The sequence below is a fragment of the Leptolyngbya sp. FACHB-261 genome, assembly GCF_014696065.1.
Taxonomy (GTDB): Bacteria; Cyanobacteriota; Cyanobacteriia; order FACHB-261; family FACHB-261; genus FACHB-261.
The window spans coordinates 21,968-36,205 of the sequence record NZ_JACJPL010000013.1; the positions used below are offsets into that span (position 1 = coordinate 21,968).

A 14,238-nucleotide genomic window follows, 5' to 3' on the forward strand; every position below is an offset into this window, starting at 1 on the left:
AGCTTCAGGATTCACCATCAGTCTCATTCTCAGACTCAGGTACAGCTGCAATTAGCCGAATGACCTGCTCCCAATCCTTGAGCACGGCTTGATATTCTTCACGGCGACGCTGTAGACGCTCGATACGCCTGTTCAGTCGCTGCAAATCTTCTTGGGCATCGGAGAGCTGATCGTTGCAGTCCTCGATCAGACTCCGCAAGGTTTTCCCATGAGTTCGAGGTCTAAGTCTTCGAGTGCTGGCTTCTTCGCCTTCACTCGCTCGCTCATTGGGGGAACTTCGCCCCGTGCGAGCCTCTCCACCAGTTCGCTCCGGCTCAGATTTACCGATGCTGCCCATTCGTCTAGATACCCGAGCGCCGTTGGGGTCATCAACAGGTAAACGCCCTTCTTGTTTTCCCCGTGCGCCCCGTGCTTCGTTTTCCTGGCCATTTCTGGGTTTCATCACATTACCTATACAAAAAATATCAAAGATCAACTTTACATATTATATATCTAATGCTAGCCTGACAGCCAAAGATTATATATCTAATCTTTTAAGGGCTCTGCCCTAACCACAGCCTGCAGAAGCTCTAAAACCTGCTTCTGCAAAGGTGGCCGGATCCCAGAGATCAGCGGCCATCACTTTTCTATTCATCAGAGCGAGATGCCTATGACCAACTGGCCCATTTACAGGGCAGCAGTCGCAATCCTGTCGGCTCTACAAGCCCACGGCTACGACATCCACAAACTCACCCAGCAGTCAGCTTGGGAGATCAACAGACCCGATGGCTCAGCTCACTACTTGCTGATCTGGCTACCCCGACCGGTCGAAGAGTGGGCACTGCTGCCCAACGACAGCAGCCCAGAGCATCAAGCCCTTTGGACCCTTATTCAAAACGCCTTGGAGACAAACCCATGAACGCAAATGACCTTGAACAGAAAAGCGAGCTTGAACAGAAGAGGCTCAACCCTTGGGCATTGGTGAGACTATTGCCAAAAATGCAGCGGGTAACTGTTGGCCGATTCCGCAAGCGCAGCGATGCAGATGGACATCTCCAAATCCTTCGGCAAACCGTGCCCCAAGCTGACTTCATCGTGGTTTGGGATGCTCAGGAGGCACACGACCTATAAGCAGCAAACCGCCTGATGAGCTGCTCTGACCCAGCAGCGAAACTTTCAGCCCCTCTGCTGGAAGTCGCGGATCGGGTTCAAACTGAGGCCTTCTATTAAGTCGCTACCCAGCAACCCTGTAACAGGCACAGATTTGGTATGAACTTGTAACCAATCAAATCTCCCCGAGCCTCCGAACCGGAAACGCAGTCTAAAAATTCATCCGTGGATACACAGAAACCTATTCACAGATTAAATCATAAAACTATTAATTGAAGTATTAACATGCGCAAAAACACTGAAACTCTAAAGCTATATTTCAAGGCTTATTGGTATGAAACTGGTATGAGTTCAAGGAGGAAATACGTTGAAAGCCTTGTCCGTAGGTGTTTCCAGGCGTTTATGGCCACGTTGACATCGTGGGGGTCACTGGTTCGAGTCCAGTTGTGTCCATGTAAGTGTAGTTGACACTGAAAAGTTAAGGCACTTTGTGTCCTCTATGCTCTCTCATTTAATTCAGAGGAAGCAATACTGAGTCTGTGATAAATATCTTTTGTCTATGAAAGCTGTAATACATGAAAACCTGGTAGATTTTGTCTTTAGAACGGAATCTATTACCGGTACGAGTATAAGAGACTACTCCTAAGTTGTTCATAGGATTGCTGTAAATCTTTAGTCCAGGATATTGAAACGATTAGGAATCTCAATGCCAGCTCTTTGGCTAATCGCTTTTGCTCGCTGGACAGCTTCTTTCAAAACTTCTGCTTCGTTCACGGTCAAAATTTTGTGATCGCGCATGAGCCAACGACCATTGCACATTACACTTTCAACGTTGTGCTCACGCATGGCATAGACCAGATTAGCAATTGGGTCGTGCATCGGTAGCATGGTGGCAGTATTGGGGTTCACGACAACCAAATCTGCTTTTTTCCCCACTTCCAAACTACCAATTTCGTCTTCCCACAGCAAAGCCTTAGCGCCATCACAGGTCACCATCGCTAGGATTTGTTCGGCAGGCATGACCATTGGATCTAGTAGCCGTCCTTTGTGAATGAGCGAGGCTAGCCACATGTCGTCGATTAGGGTCATGCGGTTGCTAGTGGGTGCGCCATCAGTCCCCAAAGCAACACAGATTCCGGCATCAATCATTTCGGGAATTTTGGCGAATCCTAAGACTCGGGTCGCTGCTGCTGGATTGTGCGAAACTTTCACATTACGCTTCGCGAATAGTTGAATTTCATCTTCAGTGAGCCAGACAGAATGAACAGCTAGGAAATTTTTGTCCAATACACCCAATTTATCCAGATGCGTTACCGTTGCCGCTCCCCGCGTGGCTTGGGCAAACTCATTTTCTTCTCGCAATTCTGCAACGTGCATATGAATGCCAGCTCCGTAGGAATCTGCTAGCTTTTTGGTGCGCACGATCAACTCATCGGAGTTGTTAAAGATGGTTCGCAGACCAAACCAAACCCGAATTCGGCCATTTGCTTTACCATGCCAGCGGTCGTAGTTGGCGATCTGTACGTCCAAGACGGCGTTGGTATCTTCTTGCCATTGGCTAGGTAGCCCCTCACCCATGTCCATGGTTGAACGAGTGAGGATGCCGCGTAATCCCAGTTCGGCCACACCCCGTCCCATGCTGTTTACAAACTGTCCTCCGGCCTCAGCAAAGCAAGTGACACCACTCCGAATTTGCTCGATTCCACACAGAAGAGTGCTGACGTAGCTGTCTTCCTCGCTCAAGTTACTCTCGTAGGGCCAAACCCGCTTGTGCAGCCAGGTTAACAGGTCCACATCATCGGCAAGGCCCCGCCCGAGTTGTTGAGACGTATGGACGTGAGTGTTGATTAAACCGGGCAGGATCCAGTGGCCCCTTAAGTCGATGGGTTCAGTTTCTCCATCAATTTCGTTGACCAGTTCACGGCTAGGGCCGATTTTGACAATCCGATCATCCGCAATCAGCACTGCACCATCGTTGTATTGATGGCGCTGGGCGTTCATTGTGACGACACCTGCATTCAGCAGTAAAAGGCGTTTACTCATCGGGTTGCCTTCCTAAATTTGGTTTTTACCGCAGTTGCCTTTGGTCGGAAGTCATTTGCTCGGCAACCTGAGCCAGTTATAAGCCCTAAATACCAGGGTGGGAATCTCTTTACCCTAACGACTTAATGACTGCAGGGAGGCTGGCATGACTCACTTGCAGCCATTAAGCCTTAAGTTTTGTAAACCCCTAAAACCCTATCGGGAAGCCGTGATATCGTCATGATGCGATTTGCAACGCTACGGCTACTGAGCCTTCGAGTAGTTCCTGAACTCTACTGATCATGGTTCTGAAGACACAACAGCAGGGCTCTAGTCAAAGAGAGAGCAACCTTTACTCTCTTCCCAATGTTTGGCTTAAACGGCTTTTCAACTCAGAGCGGCTCATTTCCTTAACGTCCGTTTTGATTGGATTGGCTATTTGGCTAGTTGTCACGTCTCTAAACTGGGTTGATCCCTTATTTTTGCCATCGCCCATTGCTGTTTGGGCTGCTTTTTTGGAGATTTTAAGGGACGGGTATAAAGGCAGTTCTCTCGCTTTTCACATCTACCAGAGTATGTATCGCTTGCTGGTAGCTCTGCTTCTAGCCATAGTGACTGCTGTACCTTTAGGCATGCTGAGTGGGGTTTCCAGCAAGGTTCGGGCTGCACTTGATCCGTGGATTGAATTTTACCGACCGCTACCGCCCCTAGCCTATTACACCCTATTGGTTATTTGGCTCGGTATTGAGAATGCGTCTAAGATCGCCCTGCTGTTTCTTGCAGCGTTTGCGCCTCTCTTTATTGCCGTAATTTCTGGGGTTCAGCGCATCCCCCAGGACCGAATTAATGGGGCTCGCTCCTTAGGCGCTTCTAACTGGCAAATTTTTATCTACGTTGTTTTTCCCTCTTGCTTACCTGAGCTATTTACAGGATTACGGACTGCTATTGGAGTTACCTATTCCACCCTGGTAGCTGCAGAGATGGTTGCAGCAGTTTCTGGAATCGGATGGATGGTGTTGGATGCCAGCAAGTTCTTACGAAGTGACGTAATTTTCGTTGGCATCATCATCATGGGCATCATCGCTGTACTTATTGATGCCTGTATTCGTTGGGTGCAACATTCTCAAATCCCCTGGATTGGTCACGACTCCTAAAGTTGTTGATTAAATTTCTATCCTTATTGACTTTTGTCCGGCTCAGATCAGACTCACAGGTGTTCTAAAAGATGCAGTTGAAGCGAAGAAACGTTTTGTTTGGTTTGATGGGCTTGAGCCTACCGTTTGTTGCCTCAAGTTGTGCTCAAAGTGCCTCACAGATCACTGCTAATTCATCCTCCGGTACGCCTGGATCTTCGGATACCACCGCAGCTTCTGGATCAGGGCAAGCTCCAGCTAAGATTCGGGTTGGGTATCAGGTTTATGCGGGACCAGATTTGCTAGCCAAGGGGCTCGGTCTAGCAAAGCAAACATTTGCCAATTCAGAAGTTCAGTACGTGCAGTTTGATGCTGGCCGGGATGTGAACACCGCATTGGCTGCAAAAGGAATTGATTTTGGCGTACTTGGTTCTGTCGCAGCCTCGGTTGGACTTTCTCGCAATATTCCTTACGATGTCTTCTATATCTACGATTTGACGGGTACCTCAGAGGCACTAGTTGTAAAGCCAGACATCAAAACAGTGGCAGATATCCGTGGCAAAAGAATTGCTGTGCCCTTCAGTTCAACTAGCCACTTTTCCCTATTGTCGCTATTGAAGCTAGAAGGAATTAGCCCAAATGAGGTAACCGTTCTAGATATGGTACCGCCGGATATGTTGGCGGCTTGGCAACGGGGCGATATTGATGGAGGGTATCTCTGGCAACCCGGTTTGTCAAAGATGGAGCAAGATGGGGGCCGAGTCCTAGCAACCTCCGGTGATTTGGCTAAGCGAGGTTACGCAACTTTCGATGTTGCAGTCGTGCGTCGAGAATTTGCCCAGCAGTACCCTGAGGTCGTGAGACAGTACGTGGCAATGTTGGACCAGGCAGTCAAGCTTTATCGTCAGGACCCACAAGCAGCAGCCAAAGCAATTGCTCCCGAGTTGGGACTTAGCCCCGAGGAAAGCTTGTCCCAGATCAAGCAATACACTTGGTTCGATGCTGCTGAACAGACAGATTCCAAATATTTAGGAACTACCGATAAACCGGGAGCAGTTGCCAAACTTCTCAAAGACTCCGCCGACTTTATGGTGGCGCAAAAAGCAATTCCCTCAGCTCCTGATCTGGAGACTGTTCAAAAGCACATTTTCTACTAACAAACTTGCTGACCGATGGCTTCAAAACGCATCATTTGGCAATTCCCCCAGCAGAATAACTATGAATATCCATCCCTCTAGAAACATTACTACAGCCAATAGCTCAGTTGGGGGTGATGCAGTCGCTCACCTTACGGGAATCGACCTCATTTATGGCTCGGGCAGTAGTCAGGTTGAAGTCCTTCAGAAGATCAACCTGGAACTTAAACCAGACGATTTTGTCTGTGTTCTAGGTTCATCTGGCTGTGGCAAAACTACATTGCTACGAATATTGGCAGGCTATCAACGTCCAACCAATGGGTCTGTGACCGTTGAGGGCAAAGCTCATACCAAGCCAGATCCAAAGGTAGGAGTTGTGTTTCAACGACCCAACTTATTTCCCTGGTCAACAATCGCCAAGAATGTAGAATTTGGCCCCAAAATGAGAGGCAGCACAAAACTAGAGCGAAAGCAACGAGTGTCCTATTACCTAGATATGGTGGGGCTAACTCACGCAGCTAAACTGCTGCCTCATCAATTGTCTGGGGGGATGTTGCAGCGGGCAGCAATCGCTCGCACTTTGGCAGCCGATCCGAGATTGATCTTAATGGACGAGCCTTTTGGTGCTTTGGATGCGTTGACTCGTGAGTCTATGCAGATTCAGTTGAAAGGAATTTGGGAACGAACCCACAAAACCATCTTTTTCATTACTCACGACGTCGAGGAGGCTTTGCTTTTAGCCACTCGCATTATCGTGATGCACGCTCATCCAGGCCGCATTGTTCAGGACATTGTCAATCCTTTTGCTCGCCAGCTAGGAACCGAGTCTGCAGCTCAGTTGCGCTCGACTAGAGAGTTTGTGGACCTGAGAGAGCATTTAGTGGCCAGCATTCATGAGCCTCAGCGAGCTAGCGTTGCAGTTGTTTAATAGTCATCGCTCACGTCGAAACCTTACTCACGTCATAACTTTTCATATCTATGACCGCAGCAGAATTAACCATCATCCCGACCGGAGGAGCACTAGGGGCCATTGTTACAGATTTAGATACCAGTCGCCCAGTTTCATCGGAGATTATACTGCGGCTGAAGCAGGCATTGCGTGATCATCACATTCTCATCTTTAAACATCAGACGCTATCAGAAGCACAACTGTTAGAGTTTGCGACTTACTTTGGTGATGTTTTTGTGCCACCTGAGAATGTGCCGGTTTTGGGATCGAAACCCGGGAATCCACCTTTAGTAGTCACGATTGCAAATGCTGCACCTGAGTACGGATCAGGCGGGGCACTGTTAGACAATGTAGAACTCCTGCCCCATACTGACCACCAGTGGGCTCCTCGGCCTTCTAGTGGCTCTCTGCTATACGCTTTGGAGGTGCCTGAGCGCGGTGGAGACACACAATGGGCGAACTTGATCAAGGCCTATGAGGAGCTAGATGCAGGGACTAAAGAAGAAATTGCTAACTTGCAGTTGATTACCTACAATCCCTTTTTAGAGGATGAAGAAAGCGGCAACGTCACTGCTACCTATCATTCTGAAAAATCCCCTTGCAAAACACTGAATCAAACCTTATTTTCTCATCCCCTGGTTCGCACTCATCCTGAGAGTGGCAGAAAAGTTCTCTACCTTGACCGCGCTTATGAGGTGGAAGTAGTCGGCATGGAGGCCAAGACAGGTGCTGAGTTAATTGAGCGTTTAAGAAAGCATATTAGCCAACCTCAGTTTTACTACAACCATCGCTGGTCGGTTGGCGATATCGTCTACTGGGATAACCAGTGTACCTTGCACTATCGTCCTGCCTTCGAGCAAACTGCGAGGCGAGTCATGAAGCGAGTGAGTCTTGCCGGTAGTCGCCCTTTTTAGGACTAAAGCGAGCTTATAAAACTTGTGTTCTTAAGCAAATTGCTTAAGAACATTTTTGCGTTTTAACTACCTGTGCTCAACTAATTGCGCTAGTTCGAGCAGGGGGCTTCAGCGCTCTATCTGAAAGCAAATTTATACACTTTCAAATTAAGCTCTGCTCAAGTCGCCCCGATCTGAGCGATGACCTGTTCATACACAATCCAATGCTTTGGGCGGAGGAAAGGGTCTGATCTCTTTCCTTTATTGTTGGGTTCCTGGCTGCTCATGTAGCTGATTGCACGAGCCAAGGAACTGAGTTCTGAAGCTTGCCTGAAGAACTTAACCTTCCCAAGGCTAAACCATTTTATGCTGGCGATATCGCCTCTAGAGCCTACTCAAGCTACAGATGTGCCTATATACATTGACACACCAGGAGTTGCATTGGTATGGACAAGCCGCTCACCTCAGTCAGTCGGCCTAGCAAGCAGCTCATAAGTTGGCTGCTTGAAGAAGACCGAGCTGAGAAGGAAGGACGGCAGCGCAAACATGCGTGGTGGCAGGTTATGTGCCTAACTGGGGTCGACTATTTCTCCACTCTTGGCTACCAGCCTGGTATCGCCGCATTAGCAGCAGGGGAATTCTCTCCAATTGCGACATTCATTCTAGCCCTGCTGACCTTGTTTGGTGCCCTGCCGATCTACCGGCGCATTGCAGCCAGAAGTCCTAATGGGGAAGGGTCAATCGCCATGCTTGAACGTTTGCTTCCCTGGTGGCAAGGCAAGCTCCTGGTACTCTGCCTACTTGGCTTTGTGGCAACCGACTTCGTTATCACCATCACCCTCTCGGCGGCTGATGCCACCGCTCACATCGTCGAAAATCCGCTTGTACCCGGTTTTCTTGAGCACTAAACGGTTGGTATTACCCTCGTGTTAGTGACACTGTTGGGTGCCGTTTTCCTAAGAGGTTTCCGAGAAGCAATTGGTCTTGCAGTCTTCTTAGTTACGGTTTATCTGATGCTAAATCTCGTGACGATTGGCGTTGGATTCTATCAGATCTTAAATAACCCGATAGTGGTTGCTAACTGGCAGACTGCGCTTTTCGCAAGGCATTCTAACCCCCTACTCATGCTTGGTGTAGCTGCCTTACTATTTCCAAAACTGGCACTAGGCCTGTCAGGTTTTGAGACTGGCGTAGCTGTTATGCCCCTGGTACAAGGTAGTAGCAGTGACACTCCTGGGCAGCCTAAGGGGCGCATTTATAATACTCATAAGCTGCTCACTACCGCAGCTGTGATCATGAGCTTCTTTTTAATTACCAGCAGCTTTGTCACGACTCTATTAATTCCAGGCCCAGAATTTCAATACGGGGGTGCAGCAAATGGACGGGCTCTCGCCTATCTAGCTCACCTATATTTAGGCAACGCCTTTGGAAACGTTTATGACCTGAGCACCATTGCTATTTTGTGGTTTGCAGGCGCATCAGCAATGGCCGGACTCCTCAATATTGTGCCCCGCTACTTGCCGCGCTATGGTATGGCTCCAAACTGGGCACGGGCAACACGGCCTCTGGTCTTGGTGTACATCGCGATTGCCTTTGCAGTCACTATTCTCTTTAGAGCTAACGTGGAAGCTCAAGGCGGGGCTTACGCAACTGGGGTGTTGATACTCATGAGTTCAGCGGCTTTTGCTGTCACTTTATCGGCTAGACACCACAGATAAAACGCGGAGTGGTTGCCTTTAGCCTAATTACCCTGCTGTTTCTATACACAACGATTGTCAATATCATTGAGAGGCCTGAGGGAATCCGGATTGCAGCTCTCTTTATAGGCACAATTGTCGTCACCTCTCTGATCTCACGTGTGTGGCTTTCGACCGAACTCCGAGTAGAGCGGATCGAAATTGACGAAACTGCTCGTCGCTTCATTACCGAAGAAAGTCAGGGTACAATTCGCCTGATTGCGAATCGTAGAAATGAGGGTAATGCGCAGGAGTATTGTTCGAAAGAGCAAGAGGTCTGTGAGGACAATCATATTCCACCCACCGATCCAGTTCTATTTCTGGAAGTTCAGGTTCATGACGCCTCGGAATTTGCAAACATTATTAGAGTGAAAGGGGTGGAAGTCGGTAGCTATCGTATCCTACAGGCTAAGAGTGCGGCAGTACCCAACACGATTGCTACCCTACTGCTTTATCTTCGGGATCAAACGGGTAAGCTCCCACATGCCTATTTCGGCTGGGTTGAAGGTAACCCGATCCAATACTTACTGCGCTTTATCTTATTTGGGGAGGGTGATATTGCTGTGGTCACCCGCGAAGTGCTCCGCAAGGCTGAAAAGGATCCCAAGCGACGTCCCGGGATCCATGTGGGTGGATAGCCAAGAAGTGCAGGATGCAAAGTAACGAGGAGTCAATAATATTGAGCTAGTGGCACAACGAGAATGCATCAATGGCTTACTCAATGACTCACTCAATGGCTTAGTATTTGGAGCTCCTCAGGACATAAAGAGACTAGAATATCTTCACCCTCAAGTTGAATGAGCCAACGCTTACTAGGCCGTCCATCCGAGCGCACCTCTCGGCAGAGTACGACACCTACTTGACCTGCTAGATAGTTTGGGCAGATTACTTGAACTTTGTCCCCCTCTTGAATGTCTTCCGGCTTGCGCAATGATGCTTCTAGCTCCATAAATTTGCATCCTGCCTGACCTGTTACTGAATAGACTAGTCAATCTACCTCATGGCGGTAGGATTGTCAGTTCTTTCTAGAAAGATATGGTTTGTATCAGACATTCGGCCCAATCACAATCTTCGTCCTTGAGCGTAGACGAAGTAATTCTCTGTCCCTCTTACATCTGCCTGGAAGCCTGCCTCTGTAAGCTTGTCTCGAAGATCATCAGGTTGGTAGAACACCTTGATGACTTTAAATTCTTGACCATTGTTTAACTTTCGGATTTTATAAAGGCTGCCATCATCCTTGAGAATGTGATCCTTGGCGCTAGATGTTTCTGCAAAGCGAGAGTCAACGATGAATATCTGTCCTCCTGTACGAGTCGAGCAATACACTTTTGCCAAGAACGAGTCGAGCAAGGTCGGTGGCACATGGGAAAGCCAAAAGGCAAAAAAGACTAGATCGTATTGCTTCTCTGGCTCCCACGAGAATAAATCTAGCTGTTGATAGGCCACCTTAGGTGAATCTAGCTTCCGTTGATTAATCGCAATCATTTCATAAGAAGCATCAATGGCCGTGATTTGCTCACCCAAGCTCAGCAATTCCTGAGTCCAAATGCCGGTCCCGCAGGCCAATTCCAAGATCTGCTCAACCTTATTTATCTGACGTAGCGCCCTCTTTACAATTGCCACTTCATTGGACCAGAGCTCATTCAACTGATGCCCGTAGTCGTAGCGCCCAAATCGGTAGAACCAGTCGTCATATTCGCTAGCTCGGGCGCGGTAATAAGCAAGCTGTTCTCGAAGAATGTCATCTCCCATTGTTTTTTCTCCATCACTCTCGGCTTCTACAACCTCGACCTCAACTGCTCTGAGAATGGGACAGTAGTTACATTGCATCACGAGCAACGAGTCGAGCTCTCAAGAGTCAATCTATCAAACTGATTTGAGACTGAATAGGGTATAGCATCCTCAAGTTTTAACCTCAGCTTAACCTCTTTTTAGAGACTGTTGTCACTGCTGCTCAAAGTTTGATAGTGACCATCACCACAAATGACTTTTACATTCATACAATTCCTTCGAGCAATCTTAAGTCAAGGCTAAAGAAAGTCTAAGCTCCGTTGTGTAAAGTACAGTCTCAGCTGCACCGACCTCTGCCTAGAGGTAGTGGGAGCGGAATTTTTAGCTTGCTATGTCTGATCAATGCTGACCAATCTAAGCCCAGAAGCCAGTGGACGTTTCTCAATCTTCTCAACCAGCCGGCTTTACAGAAATTGATCACACTGCGGATTGGTCCTATCGGGTTTGGGCCCCTAATCCTGAAGAGTTATTCATCCAAGCGGCTCAGGCTCTTTATCAGCTAGCAGACACCCATCTGGTTTCAGAACCGCGAATTGAGCGTGAGATTCACTTGCGAGGCACGGACTACGAAAGTCTTCTAGTTGCTTGGTTGAATGAGCTGCTCTATCTGGGCGAATGTGAAGGCTTAGGGTTTGATCACTTCGAGATCTCTGCTCTGAACGCAGAAAACTTTCAGATTCAAGCCAGTGGTGCCCCAGTTCAGAACTGGTCCAAAGTGATTAAGGCAGTGACTTATAGCAATCTATCTATTGACAAAACCGAAACTGGTTTGGAAGCGACATTAGTGCTCGATGTTTGATCTCGTCATTTAAAGAAACAGCCTGGAAGCAACAGCCAGAAGAGTTTGGGGGATAAAAAGCAATGGTTAGCCAAAAAGATTTCAAAAAAATCAACGATTATTTATGGGAAATTCCCACCAGTTTTCACCCGGAGATGACGGTGCCAGTTTGGGTGTTTGCTGATGCAGAAATTCTAGAGAATGCCCTAGCTGACCTATCGATCAATCAAGCAATCAATGTAGCCCGTCTGCCAGGACTGGTTGGACAAGTGGTGGTCATGCCTGATGTGCATCAAGGCTATGGGATGCCCATTGGCGGTGTGATGGCAACACGAGTCCCAGGCGGCATTATTTCGCCGGGAGCAATTGGCTACGACATCAACTGTGGCGTGCGTGTATTGGGTTCCGAAATTGAGTATCGAGCCGTCAAATCTCATTTAGGGGATTTAGCCAATGCCCTTTACAAAAACTGTCCTACCGGAACCGGGGAAAAGGGTACCTTATCGCTCTCGGCTCACGAATTTGAACAAGTATGTGTGCAGGGAGCACGGTGGGCCCTAGCTCAGGGCTACGCCGAGCCTGAAGACCTAGACCGCACTGAAGAGTCAGGCTGTTTAGAGGGGGCGGATCCCAGCAAGGTCAGCCAGCGAGCGAAAGCCCGAGGCAAAGGCCAATTGGGTTCATTAGGCTCAGGCAATCATTTTCTGGAAGTGGATGTCGTCGAAGAGGTAATCGATCTCGAAGCAGCCGATGTCATGGGTCTGCTCGAAGGCTGTTTAGCCGTGCAGATCCACTGTGGTTCTCGCGGCTTCGGCCATCAAGTCTGTACTGATTATGTGCAGGACTTTCAGTGGTCCGTTGTGCAGCACGGCATTAACTTGCCAGATCGAGAATTGGTGTGTGCCCCAATTGACTCTCCAGAAGGACAAGCCTATTTAGCAGCAATGAAATGTGCTGCTAACTTTGCCTTTGCCAATCGTCAAACTCTAGCTTGGAAAGCGCGTCAGAGTTTTCAGAATGTGTTGGGTAAATCTTTAAAATCCACCTCGCTTAGCCAGGTCTACGACATCACCCATAACATGGGCAAAATTGAAACGCACGTGGTCAATGGCGAGGAAGTTACCGTCTGCGTCCATCGTAAAGGCGCAACCCGAGCCTTTGGTCCTGGCTCTGCTGGTTTGCCACCAGAATATCAAGCGCTAGGACAACCAGTGTTAGTCCCTGGCTCGATGGGGACAGCAAGTTGGGTCCTGCTCGGAACAGCAGCCAGCATGGAACTCTCTTTTGGCTCCAGTTGCCACGGGGCAGGACGAGTGATGAGCCGAGCCAAAGCTAAGCGCGAAGTCCAGGGGGAGCGTTTACGGGGGCAGTTGGAGCGAGAGGGCATCCGGGTGCGGGCCGGTTCGCTACCCGGCTTAGCGGAGGAAGCGCCCCAGGCTTATAAAGATGTCAACCGTGTCGTCAATGTAGTTAGCAAAGCAGGCATTGCCCGGCCAGTGGCGCGACTGCGGCCAGTTGCTGTCATTAAGGGATGAGCCGGTTTGAACGGGAGTAGTTGATATGGCAAAACCGTTAGTGATCGACGGTTCCCACGGCGAGGGCGGTGGTCAGATTTTACGCACTTCGCTCAGCCTGTCGGCAATCTCGGGTCAGCCTATCCGCATCGAGAATGCCCGGGCGGGTCGTGGCAATCCAGGGCTCGCCGCCCAACATCTGACTACCGTCAGGGCAGTCGCAGCCCTCTGTGCGGCCAAGGTTGAGGGGGATCACCTGGGCTCGCAAACCATTAAGTTTGAGCCACAGAAATTGCCCCAACCGGGTCACTATTGTTTTGACGTGATGGAGGCTCGCCAAGGTGGCAGTGCTGGTGCTGTCACACCGATTGTGCAGACTGTTTTGCTGCCTCTAGCTTTGGCGGCAGGCGCGTCAACAGTGGCGGTTCGGGGCGGCACTCATATTGCTTGGAGCCCACCTTTCGACTACGCGCGCCAGGTTTGGCTACCCATGCTCGAGCAAATCGGTGTGCAGGCAACCCTAGAGCTGCATCAAACTGGCTGGTATCCAGTAGGCCAAGGCGAAGTTCAAGCAACCATTCAGGGGCTCGGCCCACACTGGCAACAGCAGCTCAGTCCATTAACGCTATATGAACGTGGCAAGCTGCAAGCAGTTGAGGGACAGGCGTTGGCAGCGAATCTGCCGGCCCACATTCCTCAACGGATGGTGGACCGGGCTCGCACGTTGCTTGCGGAAGCAGGGCTTCCTGCCCAACTTGTCCCCAAACGATTGCGAGCCGCTTGTCCTGGCACAGGTCTATTCCTAACTGCAAAGTACGAACATAGCTATGCCGGATTCAGCAGCATGGGAGCCATTGGTAAGGCATCTGAATTGGTCGCTGAAGAGGCGATTTCCACGCTTTTAGCTCACTATCATTCTGGAGCAGCCCTTGAAGAGCATTTAGCAGATCAATTGTTGCTCCCCCTAGCCTTAGTTGACGGTCAATCTCAGTTTTCGGTTGAGCGAATCAGCCGTCATCTCACCACCAACGCCTGGGTACTCGAACAGTTTGGTCTAGCTCATGTTCAAATCAGTTCCAGCGAAGGCCAGTCGGGTACAGTCACGCTTCAAGGGCAAAAATTCTGAGTCAGCGCCTCTTAGGGAAGCCTTTGGATTCTCTGTAATTTGGCTCGCACTTAAAATTCAAATCACCTAGT

At 49.3% G+C, this 14,238-nt stretch carries 16 protein-coding genes and 1 tRNA gene; 13 read left to right on the top strand and 4 right to left on the bottom strand.

What is annotated here, in order from left to right; translation table 11 throughout:
• Positions 1-4: 4 nt before the first annotated feature.
• Entirely contained in the window at positions 5-442 is a 438-nt protein-coding gene (locus H6F94_RS05260; protein ID WP_190801182.1) for a hypothetical protein, read from the bottom strand.
• Positions 443-649: 207 nt separating this feature from the next.
• On the opposite strand from H6F94_RS05260, the gene H6F94_RS05265 reads away from it, so the two are divergent.
• The 3 genes from H6F94_RS05265 (at position 650) to H6F94_RS05275 (ending at position 1,542) form a co-directional block, all read left to right on the top strand.
• On the top strand, positions 650-898 hold the full coding sequence (locus H6F94_RS05265; protein ID WP_190801183.1) for a hypothetical protein: 249 nt from the start codon (positions 650-652) through the stop codon (positions 896-898).
• Complete coding sequence (locus H6F94_RS05270; RefSeq protein ID WP_190801184.1) at positions 895-1,110, top strand: hypothetical protein; 216 nt, start codon at positions 895-897, stop codon at positions 1,108-1,110. The genes H6F94_RS05265 and H6F94_RS05270 overlap by 4 nt, the downstream gene beginning before the upstream one ends.
• Before the next feature lie 337 nt (positions 1,111-1,447).
• A tRNA-Ser gene (locus H6F94_RS05275) sits at positions 1,448-1,542 on the top strand.
• A gap of 219 nt (positions 1,543-1,761) precedes the next feature.
• Here the strand turns inward: H6F94_RS05275 and H6F94_RS05280 are convergent.
• Positions 1,762-3,132 carry an amidohydrolase gene (locus H6F94_RS05280; protein ID WP_190801185.1) on the bottom strand — a complete coding sequence of 457 codons (1,371 nt, stop codon included), beginning with the start codon at positions 3,130-3,132 and terminating at the stop codon, positions 1,762-1,764.
• Between the two features lie 410 nt (positions 3,133-3,542).
• Here H6F94_RS05280 and H6F94_RS05285 point away from each other — a divergent pair, with 410 nt between their 5' ends.
• The 7 genes from H6F94_RS05285 (at position 3,543) to H6F94_RS32145 (ending at position 9,596) form a co-directional block, all read left to right on the top strand.
• Positions 3,543-4,265: an ABC transporter permease subunit gene (locus H6F94_RS05285; RefSeq protein WP_199320225.1), complete on the top strand. Its 723-nt coding sequence runs from the start codon at positions 3,543-3,545 to the stop codon at positions 4,263-4,265.
• Between the two features lie 71 nt (positions 4,266-4,336).
• On the top strand, positions 4,337-5,401 hold the full coding sequence (locus tag H6F94_RS05290; protein ID WP_190801187.1) for a taurine ABC transporter substrate-binding protein: 1,065 nt from the start codon (positions 4,337-4,339) through the stop codon (positions 5,399-5,401).
• Between the two features lie 61 nt (positions 5,402-5,462).
• Positions 5,463-6,308 carry an ABC transporter ATP-binding protein gene (locus H6F94_RS05295; protein WP_190801188.1) on the top strand — a complete coding sequence of 282 codons (846 nt, stop codon included), beginning with the start codon at positions 5,463-5,465 and terminating at the stop codon, positions 6,306-6,308.
• Between the two features lie 50 nt (positions 6,309-6,358).
• The gene (locus H6F94_RS05300) at positions 6,359-7,243 is read left to right on the top strand and encodes a TauD/TfdA dioxygenase family protein (protein WP_190801189.1); all 885 of its coding nucleotides are present in this window, start codon (positions 6,359-6,361) and stop codon (positions 7,241-7,243) included.
• A 425-nt stretch (positions 7,244-7,668) separates the two neighbouring features.
• Positions 7,669-8,130: a hypothetical protein gene (locus H6F94_RS32135; RefSeq protein ID WP_242041015.1), complete on the top strand. Its 462-nt coding sequence runs from the start codon at positions 7,669-7,671 to the stop codon at positions 8,128-8,130.
• Positions 8,131-8,148: 18 nt separating this feature from the next.
• A complete protein-coding gene (locus tag H6F94_RS32140; RefSeq protein WP_242041016.1) occupies positions 8,149-8,940 on the top strand; it encodes a hypothetical protein in 792 nt (263 codons plus the stop codon).
• An 8-nt stretch (positions 8,941-8,948) separates the two neighbouring features.
• On the top strand, positions 8,949-9,596 hold the full coding sequence (locus H6F94_RS32145; protein WP_242041017.1) for a hypothetical protein: 648 nt from the start codon (positions 8,949-8,951) through the stop codon (positions 9,594-9,596).
• A gap of 92 nt (positions 9,597-9,688) precedes the next feature.
• Here the strand turns inward: H6F94_RS32145 and H6F94_RS05310 are convergent, their stop codons facing one another.
• Both H6F94_RS05310 and H6F94_RS05315 read right to left on the bottom strand, forming a co-directional pair.
• Positions 9,689-9,907, bottom strand: a complete 219-nt coding sequence (locus H6F94_RS05310) for a hypothetical protein (protein WP_199320226.1) — start codon at positions 9,905-9,907, stop codon at positions 9,689-9,691.
• Positions 9,908-10,020: 113 nt separating this feature from the next.
• Positions 10,021-10,710: a class I SAM-dependent methyltransferase gene (locus tag H6F94_RS05315; protein WP_190801190.1), complete on the bottom strand. Its 690-nt coding sequence runs from the start codon at positions 10,708-10,710 to the stop codon at positions 10,021-10,023.
• A 409-nt stretch (positions 10,711-11,119) separates the two neighbouring features.
• Here H6F94_RS05315 and H6F94_RS05320 point away from each other — a divergent pair, with 409 nt between their 5' ends.
• The 3 genes from H6F94_RS05320 to rtcA all read left to right on the top strand — a co-directional run bounded on the left by H6F94_RS05320 (position 11,120) and on the right by rtcA (position 14,167).
• Entirely contained in the window at positions 11,120-11,548 is a 429-nt protein-coding gene (locus H6F94_RS05320) for an archease (protein ID WP_190801191.1), read from the top strand.
• A 62-nt stretch (positions 11,549-11,610) separates the two neighbouring features.
• On the top strand, positions 11,611-13,062 hold the full coding sequence (locus H6F94_RS05325; protein WP_190801192.1) for an RtcB family protein: 1,452 nt from the start codon (positions 11,611-11,613) through the stop codon (positions 13,060-13,062).
• A gap of 25 nt (positions 13,063-13,087) precedes the next feature.
• Complete coding sequence (gene rtcA / locus H6F94_RS05330; RefSeq protein WP_190801193.1) at positions 13,088-14,167, top strand: RNA 3'-terminal phosphate cyclase; 1,080 nt, start codon at positions 13,088-13,090, stop codon at positions 14,165-14,167.
• The last annotated feature ends 71 nt before the right edge of the window (positions 14,168-14,238 follow it).